Below are 19,844 nucleotides of genomic sequence, written 5' to 3'. Positions count from 1 at the left end.
CCATCAGTCGAGAGACACCGATGCCGTCGAGAACTCTCCGGCAGCGCCGCCGGCGATCTCCTCCTCATGCTGATGGGCGTTCATCGGGTGTCCGCCACGCGGAATGGCGAAGGCCGCCAACGCCGCGGCGAGCGCGAACGCTCCGGCGCCCAAGACAAATGCCGCCCGATAGGCATTCTCGGTGGGCAACGACACCGGCACACCGTGCACCGAGTGCACCGACACCTCGGCGGCGAGCACGGCGATGATGACGGCACTGCCGACCGCACCGCCGACGGTCCTCATGATCGAGTTGATGGAGTTCGCGATCCCGGTCTCCCGCGGCTCCACGTTGGCGACGAGCAGAGCCGGCATGGCCGCATATGCCGCTGCCACGGCCACATTCGCGACGATCAGGCCGCCGATCATCTCGCCGGTGTTGTCGTGCAGCACGGCGAGCATCATCATGCCGACAACCCCGACGATCCCCGCACCGAGCAGCACCGCCCGCGGCCCGCTACGGGCGACGAGCAGTCCGGCGATGGGTCCGACGAGGATGGACACGATCGCCGCCGGCAGCATGAACACGACGCTGGTCCGCAGGACCGAGGCACCGAACCCGTAGCCCGCCAACAGGTCCGGCGTCTGCACGAAGTATGTGGCGCCGAGGAACACGCTGAACATCGCGAACCCGACGCACAGCGATGCGACATTGGTCGCGAGCACTGCGCGGTGCTTGAGCAGATCCACCGACACCAGTGGCGTCGCCCGGCACGATTGCAGGACCCAGAATCCGACGAGGACGACGGCAGCGGCGAGGTAGAGACCGATCACCCGGGTCGATGCCCATCCCCAGTCATGGCCCTGCGAGGTCGGTAGCAGCAGACACACCAGTCCGATCGCCAACACCAGAGCGCCCGCATAGTCGACGCGTCCACCCGACCCGGCACGGTTCGGGACGGCGGAGAGCATCAGACCGATCACCACAACGGTCATCGCCACGCACAGCCAGAAGATCCGGCGATAGTCGGCGTCATTGCGGGTGAGCAGCCCGGTCGCCACGAGGGCCAGCCCGCTGCCCACGCCGAGCGCCGAGGCGGTGATTGCCATGGCGGCGGTGAGTCGCTCGCGCGGGAGTTCTTCGCGCAGCACGCTGATCGCCAGCGGGAACAAGCCGAAGCTCGCACCCTGCAGGACTCGTCCGACGATGAGCACATCGATCGAATCGGCAAGCGCGGCAACGAGGCTGCCGGCGAGCGTCAATGCCAGCGCGGCCAGGATCACGCGTTTGTGACCGTAGACGTCTCCGAGGCGACCCAACAGCGGGGTGAACGCCGACGCGGCGAGCATCGTCGCGGTGGTCACCCAGCCCACCGTGGTCAGCGAGACGTCGAGTTGCTCGCCGATCTGCGGCAGTGCCGGCACCGCGAGGGTCTGGATCATCGAGAGCAACAGGACCGACGCCGCAGCGGCGACGATCACGAGCGCCGGGGACACCGGACGCCGGGTGGTTGAAGACATGACCACCACGATAGAACGGAAATCGACATCATGTCGATTCTGTTCGACGTGACGTCGATTATGTGCCATTCCCTACGATGAACCCATGAGTTCCGCCAAGACCGCGGCTGCGGGGCGTCGGCGCGGCGCCCCGACCAAGGGCGACCGACGCGAGGAGCAGATCCTCGCCGCCACCCGGCGACTGCTCTCGCACCGGCCGATCGGCCAGGTCACTATCGATGAGATCGCGTCGGCGGCCGGGATCTCCCGCACGAGCTTCTACTTCTATTTCCCGTCCAAGCAGGCTGTCCTGGCCACACTGATGGAACAGACCTGGAACGAATTCACCAGCACCCATGAGTGGTTCGACTCCGATGGCCCCGACCTCGACGGCCTGCGCGCCCAGCTCGCGGCGGTCGCCGCGATCTGGCGCGACAACGGTCCGATCCTCGCGTGCGCGGCACAATCGGGACAGTCCGACTATCCGCCGCTTCAAGAATTCCTCGGCCGCGCGAGGGAGCGCTTCGTGTCCAGGCTCGCCGACAAGATCGAGCGCGACCGCGCCGCCGAACTCGCCCCGGACGGGCCGGCCGCCGCCGAACTCGCCACCCTGGTCGCCATCGTGCGTGACGGGCGGCTCTCCGAACTCGCACAGGGCAACCCCGACGACGGGCGTGATGCCCACGCCCTCGACGCACTTACCCAGACGATCGGCCGGATGATCTACGGGCGGGCGGGCTGATACAGCGGCTGTCTCACTGCCCGCACTGCCAGGGCTTCCGCGGCTTGTCACCGCGCTCTTTGCATTTCACGTCTACCCCACCCAGCACCGCAAAGCCGGTGACGTGAATCGTGGGTGCGCCCGGCGGACCCGACCCCGACGCCTTGTTACTGAATCCGCCCATGATGGCGCCGCCGCCAACCTCCACGGCCACATCTGGCGGCACGGTGATGTCGATGCCACCCATGATGGCGACGCACTCGATACTCAGGTGCGGTGCGGTGAACTCGACCTCCCGCAGGTCGATCTCCACGCCGCCCATGATCGCGGTGGCCGAGAGCTGATCGGCGACGGCCGCCTGCCCCTTGAGCTCGCTGCCCGACATGATCGCCAGACAGCTGCGAATCGGTGCGCGGCCGCTTCGTGTCGTCACCATCGAGGGATACGGCGCGTCGGGCTCCGGTAGCGCCACCCCGAGCTGAGTGACCGGCAGATCGTCGGTGAGGGCATCGAGCTCACCGAAGGTCTTGGCCATCAACGCTTGTCCCGCTCGCTCCTCGTACTCGGCGGGGCTCAGGCTCCCCTGCTCCATCGCTGCCGACAAGATCTCGTGCACCAGCTCACGATCGGCGTCGGCGGCTCGCATCCGCGATCGACGGTCGTCGTAGGTCGGGTCCTCTACGGTGCTCACCCGTTCAGACTAGGCCGGTAGAGCCGGCCCCGACATTGGTGAACACCCTGAGATCCGACCCTGAGATCGCCACTGGAGTGCCCGTGGTCTGGCACGATCGGGACATGCGGCGAGTAGGTAGGGTCGTGATGTGGCTCGGCATGATCGCGGTGGCTGTCAGCCTGGGCGCGGGCATTCGAGATCCGAGGGTCGGCACCACACCACCTCGACGCCGGGGACACCCTGGTGCTCTACGCGCCGGGAACACAGTCTGACACCTTCGAGGACACGGTACCGTCGTGCGCCGTCAACGGCCCGGGAGCCCAACGCCGACAGTCAAATTCGACGTACTCGTTCACCTACCGGAACACCTCCGTGCGGTCCTTCGCCCAGTACTCGATCACCAGCAGCGGTGTGTACACGCTCGATTGCGGCGACTCCTCCATCGTCGGTGCCCCACCGGTGTCGGTGGGCGGGCTGTTCTCCGGCATCGGCGGCATCCTGCTCTCGGTCTTCGGCGGCGGCTTCGGCCTGGCCGTCGCGATCACCGGTCTTGTCCTGTGGCTGATCGGGCGGCGGCGTGCGCCCCCGCCGGCACCGTCCACTCCCCCGTCAGCCCCGCCGTGGCCCCCGGCGTGAGCGGAGGTAGTCGCCGACGACCGCCGCGCCGAGACCGTCGACGTCGGGGGCGATGACCCGGCCCCCGATGCGGCGGGCGATCTGGTCCATGAAGTGCGCCAACCCGGGATCCTCGCCGAGCCGGAAGAACGTGACCTGCGCGCCGAGGCGGGCAACGTGATCGAGCTCGCGGACGGTCACCGCGATGGTCTGCGGGTGCGGCGGATAGAAGAAGAACGGCTCACCACTCGGGTCGAGGTGCGCGGTCGGTTCGCCGTCGGTGACGACGAGCACCACCGGTTGCGCATTGGGAAACCGACGCAGGTGCCGACCGGCCAGCAACAGCGCGTGATGCAGGTTGGTGCCCTGCTCCATCCGCGGCTGCAACCCGGTCAGTTCGGCGATGTCGATCGACCGGGCGTGGCGACCGAACGCGATGAGATGCAGTTCGTCGCTGCGGAATCGGGTCGAGATCAGGTGATTGAGCGCAATCGCGGTGCGCTTCATCGGGGTCCAGCGACCCTCCATCTCCATCGAGAACGAGGTGTCGACGAGCAGCACCACCGCCGCCTGTGTTCGGGCCTCGGTCTCGGCGACCTCTACGTCGCGCACGTCGATCCGCACCCCCGGATGCACGTCGCTGGTCGGATGCCCTTCCGCGGCAGTGCGCAACACGGCGTTGGCGACGGTACGCGAGACATCCCAGGGGTCGGTGTCGCCGTAGGCCCATTCGCGGGTCGAGCCGGTCGGCTCGCCGAGTAGCCCGCTGTTGCGGGTCTGCCGGTCGCCGCGGGCGCCCATCTGGTCGGCGATGTCACGGAAGATCGCCTGCCCGAGTTGACGCATCGCCTTGGGACTCAATCGGAGTCGGCCGTCGGCGGTCCGGTCGAAGAAGCCCTCCTCGCGTAGCGCCTTCTCCAACTCCTGCAGGGTGCGGGCGTCGACGCCGGCCTGCTCACCGAGTTGCCGTTCCAGCGCGTCGATGTCGATGTCGTCCATCTGCGCACCGGCGTACTGCTGGGACAGTTGCTCGGAGAGCGCCTCGAGTTCGGAGATGTCGCGTAGTGCCGCGGCCCCCTCCCCCAGGCCCATCTGCTGATCGCCGGAGAACTGCTGGGCGTTGTCCCAGTCGAGCCCCGGCCGGGCCTGCCGCAGCGCCGAATCCATGTGCGCGAGTTGACTCATCAGATCCGGCGACCCGAATGCCTGCTGCGCGAGCTGATCGAGTTCGGCCCGCTGCTCAGGAGTCAGCGAGTTGTAGAACTGCTGGGCCGCGGCAGCACGCTGCGCCAGCGAATCGATGAGTTCTTCGGTGTTACGCGGGTTCTCGGGAAAGTACTCGCCGTGTGTGTCCATGAACTCGTCGAACGCCTGCGACGTATCCTCACCGCGGTTGTGGGCGTTGAGGAGCTCGTTGAGGTCGGCGAGCATCTCCGACACCCGCCGCCGGTCGGCGTCGGTGGCGCCCTCGAGCGCCTCCTTCATCCCGGAGAAACGCTGATCGAGCAGTTCGCGGCCGAGGAGATCGGCGATCTTGTCGTAGTCCTGCTGCGCCTCGGGGCTGCGCCACTGGTAGTCGGAGAGTTCCTCGACGGCCTGCGCGGTGGAGGCCGGGAGGCTGCCGATCTGCATCTCGGCGAACCGTGCGTCGTCGTCGAGGTCGCGGGCTAGTTGTTTGCGCTCGGTGAGCACTGCCCGGTCGAGGAGTTCACGGATTTCGGTGAAGGTTCCGTCGAGGTTGCGCTTCTTGAGCAGCTCCTGACGCCGGCGATTCACTTGCTCGCGCAGCTTGTCCAGCCCCCGCATGCCCTGCGACCCGCGTCGCAGGAACTCCTGCATCGCCCGTTGGGGGCTGACCCCGGCCATCACGTCGTCGCCGATCTCGCTCAGCGCTTCTCGCAGATCCACCGGCGGTGCCAGCGGATCCGGCCCACCGCTGTAACGCTGATACCGGGATCGGTGAAAATTCTTCTGCACCATGGGTTTCTCCGGAGTTGGTCGAGTCCGCCGGGAGGGTACCCGGCCGCGGATCGCAGGAATGCGTTGATCAGCCGTAGATCATCTGCCCCGACTCGTCGGCCTCTTTGCCGATGCGTCGCGCGAGGAACAGTCCCTCAAGGGCGAGTTCGACGGCGCTGGCCCGCTCGCCGTCAGAGCCGGCCTCGAGTCGCTCGGCGATCTCGTCGATCACCGGCGCGGTGGTCTCCGGCGACGGCAGCGAGTCGAGGAAGTCCGCGGCGGGCACCCGGTCACCGGTGACCACGAGCTCGCCGGCCTCCAACGCCGACACCAGCGGCGCCATGTCGATGCCGCCGAGATGGGCGCGCACCGTGTCCGCGACGGACTTGCGCATCAGGTGCTCGAGGATCTCGAGTTCACGTCCCTCTTCACCGGACTCGAACTCGATCTTGCCGCGCAGCACCTCGATCACCGATTCCAGGTCGACGACGCGAGCCACCGGCACCTCTTCTCCGGTGATGGCCGCGCGATGCAGCGCCGCCGCGGCAACGGTCTCGGCGCCGGCAATCGAAAACCGCGCCGACACACCCGAACGCTGATCGATCGACGGGTGATCGCGGGCGTAGCGGGTGAACCGCGCGAGGATCTCGGTGATGAAGGTCGGCACCGTGGCGGTGAGGTCGGCCTCCTGCTCGATGACAGCGATCTCGTCGTCGAGTTCGATCGGGTAGTGCGTACGGATCTCGGCGGAGAAGCGATCCTTGAGCGGGGTGATGATGCGCCCGCGGTTGGTGTAGTCCTCGGGGTTGGCGCTGGCCATCACGATCACGTCCAGCGGCAGTCGCAGCGTGTAGCCGCGGACCTGGATGTCGCGCTCTTCCATCACGTTCAGCATCGACACCTGGATGCGTTCGGCCAGGTCGGGGAGCTCGTTGATGGCGACGATGCCACGATGTGCGCGCGGGATGAGCCCGAAGTGAATGGTCTCCGGGTCACCGAGGCTGCGGCCCTCGGCGACCTTCATCGGGTCGATGTCGCCGACGAGATCGGCCACCGAGGTGTCCGGCGTGGCGAGCTTCTCGCTGTAGCGCTCGTTGCGATGGCGCCATTGGATGGGCAGGTCGTCGAGGAGGTTGGCGGCCTTGCGGATCGATGCCGGAGTGATCGGCTCGTAGGGATGCTCGCCGAGTTCGGAGCCGGCGATCACCGGCGTCCACTCGTCGAGCAGGCCCACGAGGGTCCGCAGGATGCGGGTCTTGCCCTGGCCTCGTTCGCCGAGCATGACGACGTCGTGACCGGCGAGCAGCGCACGTTCGAGTTGCGGGATGACCGTCGCCTCAAAGCCGACGATGCCCGGCCACGGATCGCTGCCCTCACGAAGCGCGGTCAGCAGGTTGTTGCGGATCTCGTCGCGGATGCTGCGCTGCACATGACCGCTTGCCCGCAGTTCACCAAGGGTGCGAGGAGAGGGATGACGGGTTTCGGTGGTCGTTGAACCGCCGGTCGGGGCGTCAGTCGTGAAATCCCCGGATGTAAAGTCTTCTGCCACCTCGTCCACGGTACGCCGGAGAGCCGCGGTCGCGCCCGGTTCGCCGACAGCGCCCCTGCTTTCGCCGACAGCGCTCGCCAGCCCGCCGACAGCGCTTTGGCGAGCGCCGTCGGCGGTGGGAAGAGCGCTGTCGGCGGTGGGAAGAGCGCCGTCGGCGGCAGGAAGAGCGCTGTGGGCGGTGGGACGGGCGCTGTCGGCGGCAGGAAGAGCGCTGTCGGCGGTGGGACGGGCGCTGTGGGCGGTGGGAAGAGCGCTGTCGGCGAAGTCCGGCTACCCAGTGGTGGCGGTGTGGTGTCGGACGGGGCGGTGGCCGCCGAATCCGGTGGTCGGGAAGGTCGAGCCAGGAGTTGCTGCACCGGTGGTGGTCCCGGTGGTCGTGCTCGCCGTTGTCGTCGTCATCGACGCGGGTTGCGGTGACGGCGCCACGGTGAGGTTGTAGACCGTGTAGTCGCCGATCGTCGTGCCGTGGAAGTTGGCCTCCACCCATTGCTGGATCTGTGTGGTCACCGAGGACCGCCCGCCACCGAAACCGGCGCCGCCGAAGGCTTTGGTGACTGCGCTCATCACCGCCGCAGTGGCACTGCCGTTCTGCGACGAGGTCTCCGGAGCGAGGTAGTAACCGATGTCCTTGTCGGCGACGTACTTCTGGAATTGCGCGAGGCTCGGCGCCGGGTCGTTGGAGAATCCGCCGACCCCCATCACCGGGACTTGCGCGGCGAGTTCGACCCCGGCCGCGGAACTGGTCCGCGACACCGCCGCGGCCCACCGTGCGTGACTGCTCTGCAGCATCGTCTGCAGTTGCGGGGGCAAGGTCGTGGTGCCACCGCCGAATCCACCGAATCCGCCTGCACGGCTACCCAACAACCCGACGCCCGCCGACCTGGTGCCTCCGTGGCCGGAGTGTGTCGTGCCGCCGAATCCGCGGGCCCCGCTTGCGGTGCTGCGTTCGGGCAGCACCGACGGGTTGCCGCCGGTGTGCGAGATGGTGTCGCCGGTGATCGCATATGCGGCCGGCGCCGCGAAGATGCCGATCATGCCGAGCACCCCCATCGCCAGCGCGATCCGCCGTCCGAAGGTCGACGGCAATGCGACGAGCAGGGCGGCGACGACGCCCACGACGAGTACCACCCACCGCAGCCAGGGCTGCCAATTCGGCTCGCGATCGAGAAGCACAAACGACCAGATGGCTCCCGAGGCGATCATCGCGGCCAGACCGAAGCGGGCGGTGTAGCGCTGCCAGCTCACCGAAGCATCACGCGCAGTCCAGGTTTGGTGGAAGCCAAGACCGACGAGACCGGCGATGGGCGGAGCGATTGCCAGCGAGTAGTACGGGTGCGCGGTACCGCTCATATACGACAGGACAAGTCCGTCGACAAGCAACCACACACCAAACAGCAGGGTTGCCGCGCGCACGAGGTCGGTGCGGGGACGACGCCCACGCAACGCCGGGACCACGATCACTGCAATGAGCGCGGTCGGCAACAGGAACGAGATCTCGGCACCGAATTCCCCGGTGAACAACCTCGTGATCCCCGGCTGGGCACCGAACATTCCGCCACCGAAGCCACCGGCGCCACCACTACCGAAACGATCTGCCAGTTGCGGATTCTCACGCGCGAGGTCGGCGATCGCATTGGCCGGGTTGCCGTGGGCACCACCGCCACCGCTGCGGCCTTCGACACGCTCGAGTCCGTTGTAGCCGATGACGAGGTTCATGAAGTTGTTGTCGGTGGAGCCGGCAAGATAGGGCCGCGACGATGCCGGCCACAGCAGCGTCAGCACCACATACCAACCCGCCGAGAGCACCAGTGCCATAGCCGCAATCACCAGATGCCACATACGTCGCCAGAACGTCGGCGGCGCCGCGACGAGGTAGACCGCACCGAGCGCGGGCAGCACCATCAGGCCTTCGAGCATTTTGGCCAGGAACGCGAATCCCAGTGCGACACCGGCCACCGCAAGCCACCGCGCCGATCCTCGCACGGTGGCGCGCAAGGTGCAGTAGGCCGCTGCGGTCATCAGCAACACCATCGCGGCGTCGGGATTGTTGAACCGGAACATCATCGCCGCGACCGGGGTGATCGCGAGCGCGAGGCCGGCGATCAGTCCGGCCGAACGACCGGCGACGCGGGCAACCATCGCATACATCAACGCGACGGCGGCCACCCCCATGAGGGCTTCGGGGATCAGCATGCTCGCCGGGGAGAATCCGAAGATCTGGCCGGACAAGCCCATCACCCACTGCGACACCGGCGGCTTGTCGACGGTGATGAAGTTGGACGGATCCACCGAGCCGAACAGCAGCGCCTCCCAATTCCGCGATCCGGCCCACGCCGCTCCGGCATAGAACGTATTGCCGTAGTGGTTGGTCGTGATGTTCCAGAGATAAAGGCCGGCCGTGGTGATCAGGAGTAGTGCCAGCCACAGCCGGTCACGCGCGGTGGCCGGTGGCAGCGTCGAATCCGCGGAAACGGACAGATCGACTCTTCGATGGTCGCTACTCGGAGCACTATTCGCAGAGGTGTCGAACGGAGCGACACCGGGGTGGGTTGCGGTCACGATGATGATCGTGCGCCGGATGCACTGACTTTCCGGTGTGGGCAAGCTGTCAGCTTGCTGTGAGGCAGCTAGTTCCCTTGCGGGAGTTGAGAGAATGTCGTATTCGCCGGGGATGCCGCGTCGGTTTCACCCGATTGGCCGCCAGGCCGGGTCGCGTCCGATGAAGCCCGCGAGCCGGGTGACGGGATCAGCGTCGGCGGGCACCGGCACCGCCGGACCATACTGGCCCGAGGACCGAAGCATGTCCTCGATGCCCTGCATGCCCGAATGGACCTGAGCGGCGAAGTCGGTGTCCAGCTGTGGATCCCGACCGGCGGCGGTGGCGAGATCCCAGGTGTGCAGAAAGATGTCGGTGGTGTAGAACCGGTCGATGGCGTCGGCCAGGCGCAACTCCCCCACCATCGGGTGGGTGAAGGCCGTCTCCGCCTCGGGGCCGTCGAGGAACTGCTGTACCGCCGCACGCCGGGCATCCCATGCCGCTGCGGGATCGTCGGCGACCTGTGGGCCCGCGGGCAATTCGACGTCGCCTGCCGCCAGGAACGCCGCGAACCAGTCGACGAGGTGCGCCACCACGTCTCGGGCCACCCACCCGTCCACCGGCGTCGGCGCGTCCCAGTCCTTCACCGCCGCAGCGTGTTCGGCGAACCCTGCAGCCACGTCGCGGTGGCGGTCCGAGGCGCAGAGTTCGGCGAGTCCCCTACTCACAGCTCACCGGCGGCGAGCATGCGGTCGAGGCCGGCATAGCCCTCGTTCACACCGACCTCCATGCCGGAGGCGAGCCAGCCATCACGCGCTTCGAAGCTGTCACACAGGGATTGGGCATGCAACCGGGTGAGACCGTCGCCGAGGTCCTCGAACCACAAGGTCTCCAGCGACACCTGATCAGGCATCCCCTCGAAGGTGAAGGTCTGCACGATCTTGTCATCGGCGACGGTGTGGAAGCAGCCACGGAAACCGAAGTCCCGGCCGTCGTGGGTGGAGACGTACCGCCAACTGCCACCGTCGCGAGCATCCCACTCGATGATGCGGCTGGAGATCGCGTCGGGACCGACCCAGCGCACGAAGAGATCGGGATCGATGTGCGCCTTCATCAATTGCGCAGGAGTACAACGGAAGTCGCGGGTGATCCGGATGACGGGGACCTTCGGGTCCGCCTCGATCGCGGCTTGGAGATAGCGGGTGCTGGTGGTCATGATGCCTACCCTCTCGTGTCTGTGTTGATGCTCTTCGGGTTCTCCCGTGTCAACATGAAAGCGGGCCTCCCGAGGTAGCTGGTGAGTGGTCAGAGACCACCAGCATCACGGGAGGCCCGCCTACTCTGGCGGAGCCACACGGGTGGGGAATTTCGATGAGCGCAGTCATCTTCGCAAACGACCTGTCCGACAACCGTTCCCGGGCGGAGAGCAGCCGACGCCGATTCGCCCATTCCGGGTCGTGTTTGCGACCGCGACGGCCATGGGTGTCGAAGGTGACCCGCCAGCGCACAGCGGTGACCATGTCGTTGGCGAGCTTGACCAGGTGGAAGTAATCGACCACCAGCTGTGCTTTGGGTAGCAGTTCTTCGGTGACTGCCGCGGCATAGGCTGCCGACGGGTCGATCACCACGTGGGTGATCTCGTCACGAAACTGCGTGGTCTGCGTGGTCAACCAGCGGGTGACCGCCTTGCTGGTGCGGCCTTCGACCTGCCCCAACAGGCCCTGATCGCCGCTGAGGTCGACGAACCCGGTGTCCCACGGATCAACCCGCACCCAGCGGCGGCCGTCGGTGTCACGCGTCCAGCGGGGCTTGCCGCGGCGGGTCTCATCAATCCCCAGCACTCGAACGGGTGCGGGGTCTTTGAGGACCTTCTTGGCGTGTTCGACGAAGGCGGTGTGTGCGGTGGGCCACGACACGCCCGCCCCGGCGGCGACCTCGACCACCGAACGGGCCGCGTCCCCGATGCTGCGCCCGATCTGGGTACGTAACCGGGTGGTGGTGCGCCGCCGGGGCGGGACCTGCGGGATGGACTCGGTGAACGAGCGCCGTCCGCATGCCGGGTTCATGCAGTAGTACCGTGTTTTGTTCCACCGCAACTGAATTGGATCATCTCCGTAGGGGATGTCGCGTGGTCGGGTGACCGCGTGACCCTTCACTGATGTCGAGGCGACCCTGCATTCTGGGCATCGCGATGCCGCCGGATCTGCGGTCACCACATCCAGCACCCGGGTGCGTTCCGCGGTCTGGGTGACCGCCCTGACTTCCAGTCCTTCCAACCCCAACAACAACGACGTAGGCTCGACCACGCCCCTGGTACTCCTTCACGAGAATCTGAGTGCTTCGCAACATCCAGATTTCCGGAGACCAGGGCGTTTCACGTCATCGACACGCCGAGGCTCTGACCAGGCAACGCCCGCTCAACTTCGAAGAGCCTCTAAACCGGCGTCGCGTGAACAATGATGTGTTCGAGCATTCGCGTCCCGCCGCGATTTGTTTGAGAATAGGTCGCGGGAAACCAGTTCTTAGAATCGATTTCCAGAGTCGCACTGTTTTTCGAATTGTCATCTACCGCTCGGCAGTGAAGGCGGATTCTGTTTTCAGCAACTGAAACTACTGATTCAGGGATGAAATCGTCGTAATACCTCCCCCAGATTGGGAGATACTGCGGGAAAATCAGTCGAACGTAAGGAGGGCTGGGGAAGTCCACCTCCATGGTACCTTCCCAACCAGTGAGGACGCCGTTCATGTACGACTCCCACGTGTCCGACTCCGACTGGTGTTGTACCCGCCAGCTGCCATACAGCGGTGAGGCTTCAAACCTGTGCCTCGTATGCACGTCGAGCTCGTCGCTATTACGGACGATCGTTCCTGAGACACGAGGTAGCTGCTGCAGCATCGAGAAGGCTGCAAGAATTGGTACGAGTGGCATGACCATACGAGTGACTCCATCGTTGTGGTTGAAGACCAGTTCAGTAGTGGGTGGTCGATTCCTCCCCGCCGGGAAAACTACACGGATTAAATCCATCGCATCGAAAACGTGGACCTTGCGTTGCCTCGGTGTTGTGGATCGGTGACCGGAGGAATGGGTCGCTAATCAGTATGTCGGTATGCTCGATGAAGTAGACGCCGCGGTTTGCGGTATATAATCTCCAGCTACCCTCTTTGCGGTCCGCGCCCTGGGCCGCACCGACATCCACGTTTATATCATCGTCATCCTTGACATCCATGCGAAAACGCCAGCGGATGGTCAGGCTTGCAACCATGTTCAGTTTGTTCATTATCCACGAGAATTGCATCCGCTGTTCCCGAACCTGACCGAGTGCCATCCGATATTCGATCCGCGCGCCGTTCTCATACTCTACTACGCCGTCATCGTCCAGCTGCCCGTAGCAGTAGAATATTTGGAGTTTGCCATTGGATTGGCTTGAGACGTTCTTGACCGATGAGTACGGCGGTCCGCAAGTCCCGCCCGGTGGGATCTCATCTGAGGCTAGATTCTTTGCCAAAGAGTAGCGCCGATTGTCTGACATACCAGTGACATCGACAGCAGCTCCGGAGGTAACTTTGAGGAGGTAGCTTCTCTGTCGGCCGCCGTTCTGCACGATGTTCGCGAGCTGCTGACCGCAGCTAAAGCTGACCGCGCCCAGCGCTTTGGCGAACTTACGTACCGCTTGAACGCACAGCGTCTTCGAAAATACGGACTGCGAGTCGGTCGGTGCGCCTATTGCGGGTTGGCTTGGGTTGACGTTACCCGCTGGGCTGCTGGTTGACGTTGGTGCGGTAAGAGTGGGTCCAAGCGTGTCATTGCTTGTGGTGGCGGTCGAGATCTCGGCCGTCGAGCTCTCATCTGTAGTGCTCGGCGTGCTAATAGTCGGCGTTGTGTCGTTGTTTTGTCCGCATACGTAGGGCGGATTCGGTGCAGGGGCATTGTCGATGGTGCTGCCGGGGTGTGCTAGTACCCAGGCCTGTTTCCAGGCGTTGTTGTAGGCGGCAGTTTCCCGTTTGCACCGTTCTGCGGGCGTTTCCGCGCCGCCGACGGGGGCACTGATCACGGCTATCGCGGCAGCGATGGTCACAATGACGCACGCCAGCGCAGCAGGTACCAGTCGAGTAGTCCGACGACTGCGGCTTGTCGAGGTGAAGTGCATTCTGTAGACCTCTGTTCGGCTTGTTGATGTCTGGGGACGCCAGTCGGTGCGGCTTGGCTAGATCGCTTTTTGGCGGCCATATTGCGTGAAGACATAGATGCCGGTGTCAGTGGTGACCGAAATCTTCGCGTACGGACGGACCTGAACGGCGCCGATCGCGTTCGACATCGACAACTGGATGTCGGAGAGCACGATGTCTGCGGTGGGGCGCGTCAGAGCGATCTCGGCCAATGTGACGGTTGTGACTTTGCCCGCACCAACCTCGAACTCCAGGTCAGCCGATGGAATTACTGTCGCTTCGGCACCCAGTTCGCCACCGACTTCTCCGATCGATCCACCACCTCCGCCGGAGGAAATATTCACGGTTGGAGCAATCTTGGCATTCACTCCGGCATTGAGTTTGAGCTCGGGAGTGTGCGCGGTCACCTTGACTCCTGACGGAGCAAACGACAATGGGTAGCCGATCTGGTAACCGACTTCGAGCGTGGCGCGCACAGCTTCACCGTCTTTGATGCCACGAACAGCTGCATGGACATCGGCCGAGAGCAGCGCTTCGCGCGACAACGCGTCGACCGATCCTATTGCTGTGGCCCGTGCCGAGTACGTGTCGAGGTAAATGGTGTGCCCATCGCGGGTCGGGTGGGTCGTCGCAGCCGCGTCACCAGCTCCGGACCACAAAGCACTGACGACACTCACTACCGCAAGTGCAAAGCTGATAACCGTGAAGATCGTGTGACGATTCATTGGTGGCGACTCCTCCGACTAGCTAGGGCGATCTGAATGAACGCTGTGCCAAAATCACAGCAGCAAACATTGGTTTCAACAACCCGAATATTGGATGATTGGGTCGCTCTGGTGCATCTTCCCAGTTCAGACAATCGCGGCTCTCAAGTCCGGTGATCGAAATCACACCCAGGACCTGTAACGCGACGACCATCTCGTGGTCGTGATTCCCGTAAGGCTGTGGTCTCTTGGCGCAGGCGGCCGGGAGTGTCGAGGCTCCCTGTCGGTGGGTGTGTTTATGGTCCTGTCGGGACGGTTATCTCTAGAGAGGCACGGCGATGCGGGCGGTTTTGGTGGTTGACCATGGGTGCGAGTCGTGGACGGTGGTCGATGATGCGGGGTTGCCGATTGCCGAGGTCGAACAGTTCCTGCATTGGATGCGGGCGGTTGGGCGGTCATCGAACACGGTGCGGTCGTATGCACGTCATTTGAGTTTGTTTTATCGATGGCTCGATGCTCGCGGGATCGGTTGGGACACTGTGGAGTTTGACTCTCTGTGCGATTTCGTTGGCGCGTTGGTGGCGGGTTTGCCGCCGTTACCGACTCGGGGTGAGGGGCGTTCAGCGAGCACGGTCAAGGCGGTCAATGCCGCGGTCCGGGAGTTCTATGAGTATCACCGCGTTGAAGGACGGGGGCCGCAGGATTTGGTGTTGACGCGCAATCCGTCGCGGCTGCCTCGCCGTGGTCATAGTTTCCTCGCGCATGTGGAGCAACGTCGACCGTCGTGCCGGAAGCCGGAATGGGCGGATATCACTGATCGGATAGATCAGTGAGGGGGCGTTCCCGTCGACGTTGATACGGGTCACCGGACAGCGAACCTGGATCGGAGTGGGATTCACTGCGCCCAACAGGGTCGCTGTGTAGGTGCCGGTGGTTGCGCCCGCGGTGCGCGATCCCTGGGCGTCGATACGTAGGACCCGAATCGTCGGGGTCAGATGCAGGTCGCCCTGGATCGACGACGTCGGTGGCACTGCCGGGGTGTCGGTAAGCGCGGGTGCGCCGATCGCCAGGATTGCCGCCGAGGCCATCAGCGACGCCGTTGGCGCCCACCCGCAGCTTCAACGAATGCGTGCCGGCCGCATCATCGCGCGCGTTCGAAGGAGCGATCTAGACCAGCGACCAACTCGCTCGCGGCCCGATCGGCTCGTCACCACGCAGCGTGATGCGGTGCATCACACGGCGATTGCCTCCATAGTCACGGTTGGCGTAGTGCAGGGTGTTCCGGTTGTCCCAGAGGACCAGATCACCCAGCCGCCACCGATGGCGAACGATGTGTTCAGGCTTGGTCAGGTGCGCATACAGCAAGTCCAGGATGCCGCGGCTCTCCGCATCGGAAACACCCTCGATATGCGAGGTGAAGCCAGGGTTGACGAACAACGACTTACGCCCGGTCTCGGGGTGCACACGCACCACCGGATGGGTTACGGGCGGAAGGTCGGTGACTTCCTCTCCGTCCCAGATGTTTCCGTGTCCGCCGCGCCGCTGCTTGAGGTAGTAGCCGAACTCGCGGCTACCGTCGTGGACCGCCGACAGCTTGTCGACGAGTTCGCGGATCGGCTGCGACAGCGACCGGTAGGCCAGCTCGGCGTCGGCCCAGTTGGTGTCACCGCCGCAGCGCGGCAACACCACCGGGCGCAGTATCGATCCCATCGGCGGTCGCGGCATGAAGGTCACGTCGGTGTGCCAGACGTCGGCGAAACCGTGGTCGGCGCTGTCAAGCGAGTAGACCTCGGCGGGAACGTCGCCGCTGTTCCACACGGGATGCCCGGCGGTCACATCTCCCAGGCGCCGACCGAATTCGATGTGTGCGGCGTCGTCGAGATTCTGACCGCGCAACACGATCACCTTGTAGTCGATGAGAGCAGCGCGGATGGCGCGGACCTCGTCGTCGGTGGCCGACGCGACGTCGACACCACCGATCTCCGCCCCGAAATGGGGACCGAACTTGTCGATGTCGAATTCGACGCCGGAGGCGACGGTACCCGCCGGGTCGGCAGTGGAGAGTGCGGGCGTGGAAAGGGCGTGCTCAGGCGTGAAGGGGCCGGGAGTGGACAGAGTCATCGGTGGAGTTCCTACTCGGATCGTGTTGTGAGATGCGGGGTCCGAGTACCACCGGCGGGGAACCATGGTGCGAACCGTCTGAGTAGCTCATCGAGTGGCCGACGAGGCCGGCGGTGGCGGTTCCGGTCATGTCACCTGTGTAGTGGCCGGCGGTGGGTTTACCCAGGATTTGCCGCATGGTGAGTACAACCGGCACGAGTCCATCACTCGATCACACCCGACATCGCCTCGCCCGGCCGGTCATGCCTGTGCCGCCCCGGACACCGCTGCCTCCTTGACCGCCGTGGCAACCTGAGCGCGCAGCAGCGTGTACTCCGGTGAATCGCGAATCTCCGCGGGACCGACGCCGTGTCGTGGGATCGGCGAGGTGATGTCGAGGGCGACGCGGCCCGGCCGCGCTGTCAGGACCACGATGCGCGAGCCGAGGAAGGCTGCCTCATCGGCGCTGTGGGTAACAAAGACATTCGTGCGACCCAGATCCGCGCTGACCGATCGCAGGTCCTCCTGCAGCGTCTCGCGGGTGAGCGCGTCGAGGGCGGCGAAGGGCTCGTCGAGCAACAGCAACGAGGACTCACCCGCCAGTGCTCGGGCGATCGCGACCCGCTGCTGTTGTCCTCCCGAGATCTCCCAGATCCGGCGATCAGCGGTATCACCCAGACCAACCCGGCGCAGCAGTTCGTCGCGTCGCGCCGCACGCTGTGCCTTGGGCACCCCCGCGTAGCGCAATGCGAGGTCGACGTTGCCCCCGACGGTGCGCCACGGGAACAACCGTGGCTGCTGGAAGACGACCCCGGAACTCACTCCCGGTATCGGGGCGTCGCCGGCCACCGCGACCCGCCCCGCACTCGGCGTCTCGAATCCGGCGATCAGCCTGAGCAGAGTGGATTTGCCACACCCCGAAGCACCGACCAGAACCAGGAACTCGCCCGGATCGACGCGCAGGTCAACCGGCCCCACCGCCGTGACCCGGTCGGCCTTGCTGCCATAGGTCTGCACCACCTTGCTCAGTGCGATCGCCGCCGACGACTCCGAATCCGGAACCGACACGGCAGGGCTGTGTTCGACGACGGCGTCATTGCGCGGAGAGGACACCGGGTAGCCCCTTCGTGTAGATGGCCTGCTGGAAGGTCGACAACGGCGGAGCGCTCGGGATCTGCTGTTGCGCGGCGAGGAATTCCGCTGCGCTGTGCAGGTTCTCGGCGAGATTCCCCGGTTGTCCGTCGACGCCCAGCCAGGTCGGTGAGGTCAGCTCGGCAGCGGTCAGGAAGGTTCCCTGCTTGAGTTGGTTGGCGGCGTCGGTGGGCGTGGTACCCAGCTGCGCCGCAACGGCCTTGGCTGCCGCCTGCGGATCGTCGTGGATCAGCGCGAGAGCGCGGGCCTGCACCTTGCGCCAGGTGTCGACGACCGACGGGTTGTCCTTGGCGAATTGGGTTGCCACGACACCGAGGTCGAGGGTCGGCTTGCCGGCGGTGGCCAGTTGCCGGCTGGCGATGAGAGTTTTACCGGTCTTGCGGAGCTCGTCGAGCGTGGGAAGCCAGGTGTAGACGGCGTCGACGTCACCGCGCTGCCACGCGGCCAACGATGCCTGCGGCTGCAGGTCGATGATGTCGACGTCGGCGGGGTTCACCCCGGCCTGCGCGAGTGCCGCGAGCAGACTGTAGTGCGCCGTCGAGGCGAACGCCGTGGCCACCCGCTTTCCGCGCAGATCGGCGACGGTGTTGATGCCGGTGCCGTTGCGGGCCACGAGGGCCTCGTTGTCGCCGGCGACGTCGAGGACGAACGCCACCTGATACGGGATGTTCAGTGGTGCCGACAGTCCTCGTGCGACCGGACTGGACCCGATGGCGCCGAAGTCGATCTGCTTGGCGATGAACGCGGTGTTGATGTCGGCACCGGAATCGAACTTGGTCCACTTGATGTTGTAGTTCGGCAGGGCGTCTTCGAGCCAACGATTGTTCTTGACGATCAGGTCACCACTTGGGAATGACTGGTAGGCAATACGAATCGTGGGTTTGCCGGAGTCCTGACCGGAGCGGTCGACCGAGCAGCCCGTCACCATCAGGAGAGCTGCAACAAGTGTCGCGAGCAGGACCGGTCCCGCGCGCAGCGGTCGTCGACGATGAGTTGTCATGTGAGGTCAGGCCTTTCCACGCCAGGGCACCGCACGGTGCTCGATGACCCGCAGGACACCGTCGATGACCAGACCGGAGAACCCGATCAGAGCGATACCGACGAGCACCACAGGGGTGTTGTTGTAATTGCTTGCGTCCTTGACGACACCGCCGATGCCGGGGATGCCGTTGAACAGTTCTGCGGCAACCACTGACGAGTAGGCGATGCCCACCGATAGCCTTATGCCGGTGAAGGTCTCAGGAATAGACGCGGGGAAGACGACGTCGCGCAACACGTCACGGCGGGAGGCTCCGAGTGCACGAGCCGCCTCGATGAGCGCGACCGGTGCCGCCCCGACAGCCGCTGTCGTGGCGACCGCCGCGGGCGGCAGGGCCGCCAGTGCCAGCAGCGTGATCTTGGGCGCCTCGTCAATCCCCAGCCAGATGACGAGCAAGAAGAAGTACGCCAACGGCGGAAGGGCACGCAAGAAGGTCAGCCACGGCTCAAGTACTCGCCGGAGCACCGGGATCGAGCCCATCACCAGCCCAAGAGCGACCCCGACGCCGACGCCGACCACCACGCCGACGAATACTCGCCGCAGAGTCATATACAGGTGCTCCCACCAGTAGTAGCCCGCGTATCCGATCGAACCGTCGTGGGTCGTCGACATCTCGAGGAATGCGTGCCACACGGTGCCGAGCCGGGGAACGAAGACCTCGCTCCATACCCCGCTGACCGCGGCAACCTGCCACAGAAACAGGAACAGGACCAACGACAGGAGCGGCAGTCCCACCTGGAGCCCCACCTCGCTCCAGCGAGATCGGCCGTTGCGTCGCCCGGTCTCGGTTTCCGCGCCCTGCTCCAGCGGGGTGACGTCCACGAACAAGGTCATCAGCACTGTATATTCGCATCCCGACGACCGAACGAGAGATTCCCTCACCCTGAGGAGAAGCGCCGATCGGGTTGCTCTGCGATCACCCCAATGGTCTAATCCGCGACTTGTCCCGTGGATTCTCAAGTGCGACATTGCCATAGCAGACGGACCCGTCGGCGGTGGATATTCGGAGCCCTGGTGTCCTTGGAAGTGGCCGCTCCCATCGCCGAGTTGGTGGTCGACGGCAACCGAGAGGCCGTATCGCGGTTTCTGGGAACTAGGGTGTGTCTCCCAATTCCCTTTGCGGGTCTTGGCGGCCCGCGCCAATCCCTCG

General features: G+C 65.1%; 18 protein-coding genes and 2 pseudogenes. 3 read left to right on the top strand and 17 right to left on the bottom strand.

Annotation, left to right across the window (positions count from 1 at the left end; all coding sequences use genetic code 11):
* Nucleotides 1–3: 3 nt before the first annotated feature.
* Entirely contained in the window at nt 4–1,500 is a 1,497-nt protein-coding gene (locus EF294_RS02870; RefSeq protein WP_123925489.1) for an MFS transporter, read from the bottom strand.
* An 85-nt stretch (nt 1,501–1,585) separates the two neighbouring features.
* Here EF294_RS02870 and EF294_RS02865 point away from each other — a divergent pair, with 85 nt between their 5' ends.
* The gene (locus EF294_RS02865) at nt 1,586–2,221 is read left to right on the top strand and encodes a TetR/AcrR family transcriptional regulator (protein WP_123925488.1); all 636 of its coding nucleotides are present in this window, start codon (nt 1,586–1,588) and stop codon (nt 2,219–2,221) included.
* A 13-nt stretch (nt 2,222–2,234) separates the two neighbouring features.
* Here the strand turns inward: EF294_RS02865 and EF294_RS02860 are convergent, their stop codons facing one another.
* A complete protein-coding gene (locus EF294_RS02860; protein ID WP_123925487.1) occupies nt 2,235–2,891 on the bottom strand; it encodes a DUF1707 SHOCT-like domain-containing protein in 657 nt (218 codons plus the stop codon).
* 225 nt (nt 2,892–3,116) lie between these two features.
* Between EF294_RS02860 and EF294_RS02855 the strand changes: the two genes are divergently transcribed.
* Complete coding sequence (locus EF294_RS02855; protein ID WP_246007638.1) at nt 3,117–3,509, top strand: hypothetical protein; 393 nt, start codon at nt 3,117–3,119, stop codon at nt 3,507–3,509.
* Here the strand turns inward: EF294_RS02855 and EF294_RS02850 are convergent.
* The 10 genes and pseudogenes from EF294_RS02850 to EF294_RS02805 form a co-directional block, all read right to left on the bottom strand.
* Nucleotides 3,483–5,468, bottom strand: coding sequence for a vWA domain-containing protein (locus EF294_RS02850; protein ID WP_123925486.1), 1,986 nt, complete (start codon nt 5,466–5,468; stop codon nt 3,483–3,485). The genes EF294_RS02855 and EF294_RS02850 overlap by 27 nt on opposite strands.
* A 67-nt stretch (nt 5,469–5,535) precedes the next feature.
* Nucleotides 5,536–7,005, bottom strand: coding sequence for a sigma 54-interacting transcriptional regulator (locus EF294_RS02845; RefSeq protein WP_123925485.1), 1,470 nt, complete (start codon nt 7,003–7,005; stop codon nt 5,536–5,538).
* Between the two features lie 123 nt (nt 7,006–7,128).
* A pseudogene (locus EF294_RS22635) lies at nt 7,129–7,245 on the bottom strand (alanine-zipper protein); the annotation flags it as partial.
* 21 nt (nt 7,246–7,266) lie between these two features.
* Complete coding sequence (locus tag EF294_RS02835; RefSeq protein ID WP_123925484.1) at nt 7,267–9,600, bottom strand: ArnT family glycosyltransferase; 2,334 nt, start codon at nt 9,598–9,600, stop codon at nt 7,267–7,269.
* An 81-nt stretch (nt 9,601–9,681) separates the two neighbouring features.
* Nucleotides 9,682–10,260 (bottom strand): TIGR03086 family metal-binding protein, encoded by a 579-nt coding sequence (locus EF294_RS02830; protein ID WP_123925483.1) that lies wholly within the window; start codon nt 10,258–10,260, stop codon nt 9,682–9,684.
* Nucleotides 10,257–10,751, bottom strand: coding sequence for an SRPBCC family protein (locus EF294_RS02825; RefSeq protein ID WP_185090938.1), 495 nt, complete (start codon nt 10,749–10,751; stop codon nt 10,257–10,259). Before EF294_RS02825 ends, EF294_RS02830 begins: the two co-directional genes overlap by 4 nt.
* Before the next feature lie 46 nt (nt 10,752–10,797).
* On the bottom strand, nt 10,798–11,838 hold the full coding sequence (locus tag EF294_RS02820) for an ISL3 family transposase (RefSeq protein WP_123925481.1): 1,041 nt from the start codon (nt 11,836–11,838) through the stop codon (nt 10,798–10,800).
* 128 nt (nt 11,839–11,966) lie between these two features.
* Nucleotides 11,967–12,467 carry a hypothetical protein gene (locus tag EF294_RS02815; RefSeq protein WP_123925480.1) on the bottom strand — a complete coding sequence of 167 codons (501 nt, stop codon included), beginning with the start codon at nt 12,465–12,467 and terminating at the stop codon, nt 11,967–11,969.
* A 34-nt stretch (nt 12,468–12,501) separates the two neighbouring features.
* On the bottom strand, nt 12,502–13,608 hold the full coding sequence (locus EF294_RS02810) for a hypothetical protein (protein WP_123925479.1): 1,107 nt from the start codon (nt 13,606–13,608) through the stop codon (nt 12,502–12,504).
* Between the two features lie 129 nt (nt 13,609–13,737).
* Nucleotides 13,738–14,424, bottom strand: a complete 687-nt coding sequence (locus EF294_RS02805; protein WP_123925478.1) for an MspA family porin — start codon at nt 14,422–14,424, stop codon at nt 13,738–13,740.
* Nucleotides 14,425–14,741: 317 nt separating this feature from the next.
* Between EF294_RS02805 and EF294_RS22525 the strand changes: the two are divergent.
* Nucleotides 14,742–15,023: pseudogene (locus tag EF294_RS22525) on the top strand (site-specific integrase); the annotation flags it as partial.
* Here EF294_RS22525 and EF294_RS21825 read toward each other — a convergent pair.
* The 5 genes from EF294_RS21825 to EF294_RS02775 all read right to left on the bottom strand — a co-directional run bounded on the left by EF294_RS21825 (nt 15,024) and on the right by EF294_RS02775 (nt 19,528).
* Nucleotides 15,024–15,491: a hypothetical protein gene (locus EF294_RS21825; RefSeq protein WP_246007637.1), complete on the bottom strand. Its 468-nt coding sequence runs from the start codon at nt 15,489–15,491 to the stop codon at nt 15,024–15,026.
* Between the two features lie 79 nt (nt 15,492–15,570).
* Nucleotides 15,571–16,524: a TauD/TfdA dioxygenase family protein gene (locus EF294_RS02790; protein ID WP_123925477.1), complete on the bottom strand. Its 954-nt coding sequence runs from the start codon at nt 16,522–16,524 to the stop codon at nt 15,571–15,573.
* 240 nt (nt 16,525–16,764) lie between these two features.
* Nucleotides 16,765–17,616 carry an ABC transporter ATP-binding protein gene (locus EF294_RS02785; protein WP_123925476.1) on the bottom strand — a complete coding sequence of 284 codons (852 nt, stop codon included), beginning with the start codon at nt 17,614–17,616 and terminating at the stop codon, nt 16,765–16,767.
* Entirely contained in the window at nt 17,597–18,655 is a 1,059-nt protein-coding gene (locus EF294_RS02780) for a taurine ABC transporter substrate-binding protein (protein WP_123925475.1), read from the bottom strand. Before EF294_RS02780 ends, EF294_RS02785 begins: the two co-directional genes overlap by 20 nt.
* 6 nt (nt 18,656–18,661) lie before the next feature.
* Nucleotides 18,662–19,528: an ABC transporter permease gene (locus EF294_RS02775; protein WP_123925474.1), complete on the bottom strand. Its 867-nt coding sequence runs from the start codon at nt 19,526–19,528 to the stop codon at nt 18,662–18,664.
* Between the last annotated feature and the right edge of the window lie 316 nt (nt 19,529–19,844).

Source organism: Gordonia oryzae (assembly GCF_003797185.1).
GTDB lineage: Bacteria > Actinomycetota > Actinomycetes > Mycobacteriales > Mycobacteriaceae > Gordonia > Gordonia oryzae.
This window is presented reverse-complemented; position numbering and strand designations above follow the sequence as displayed.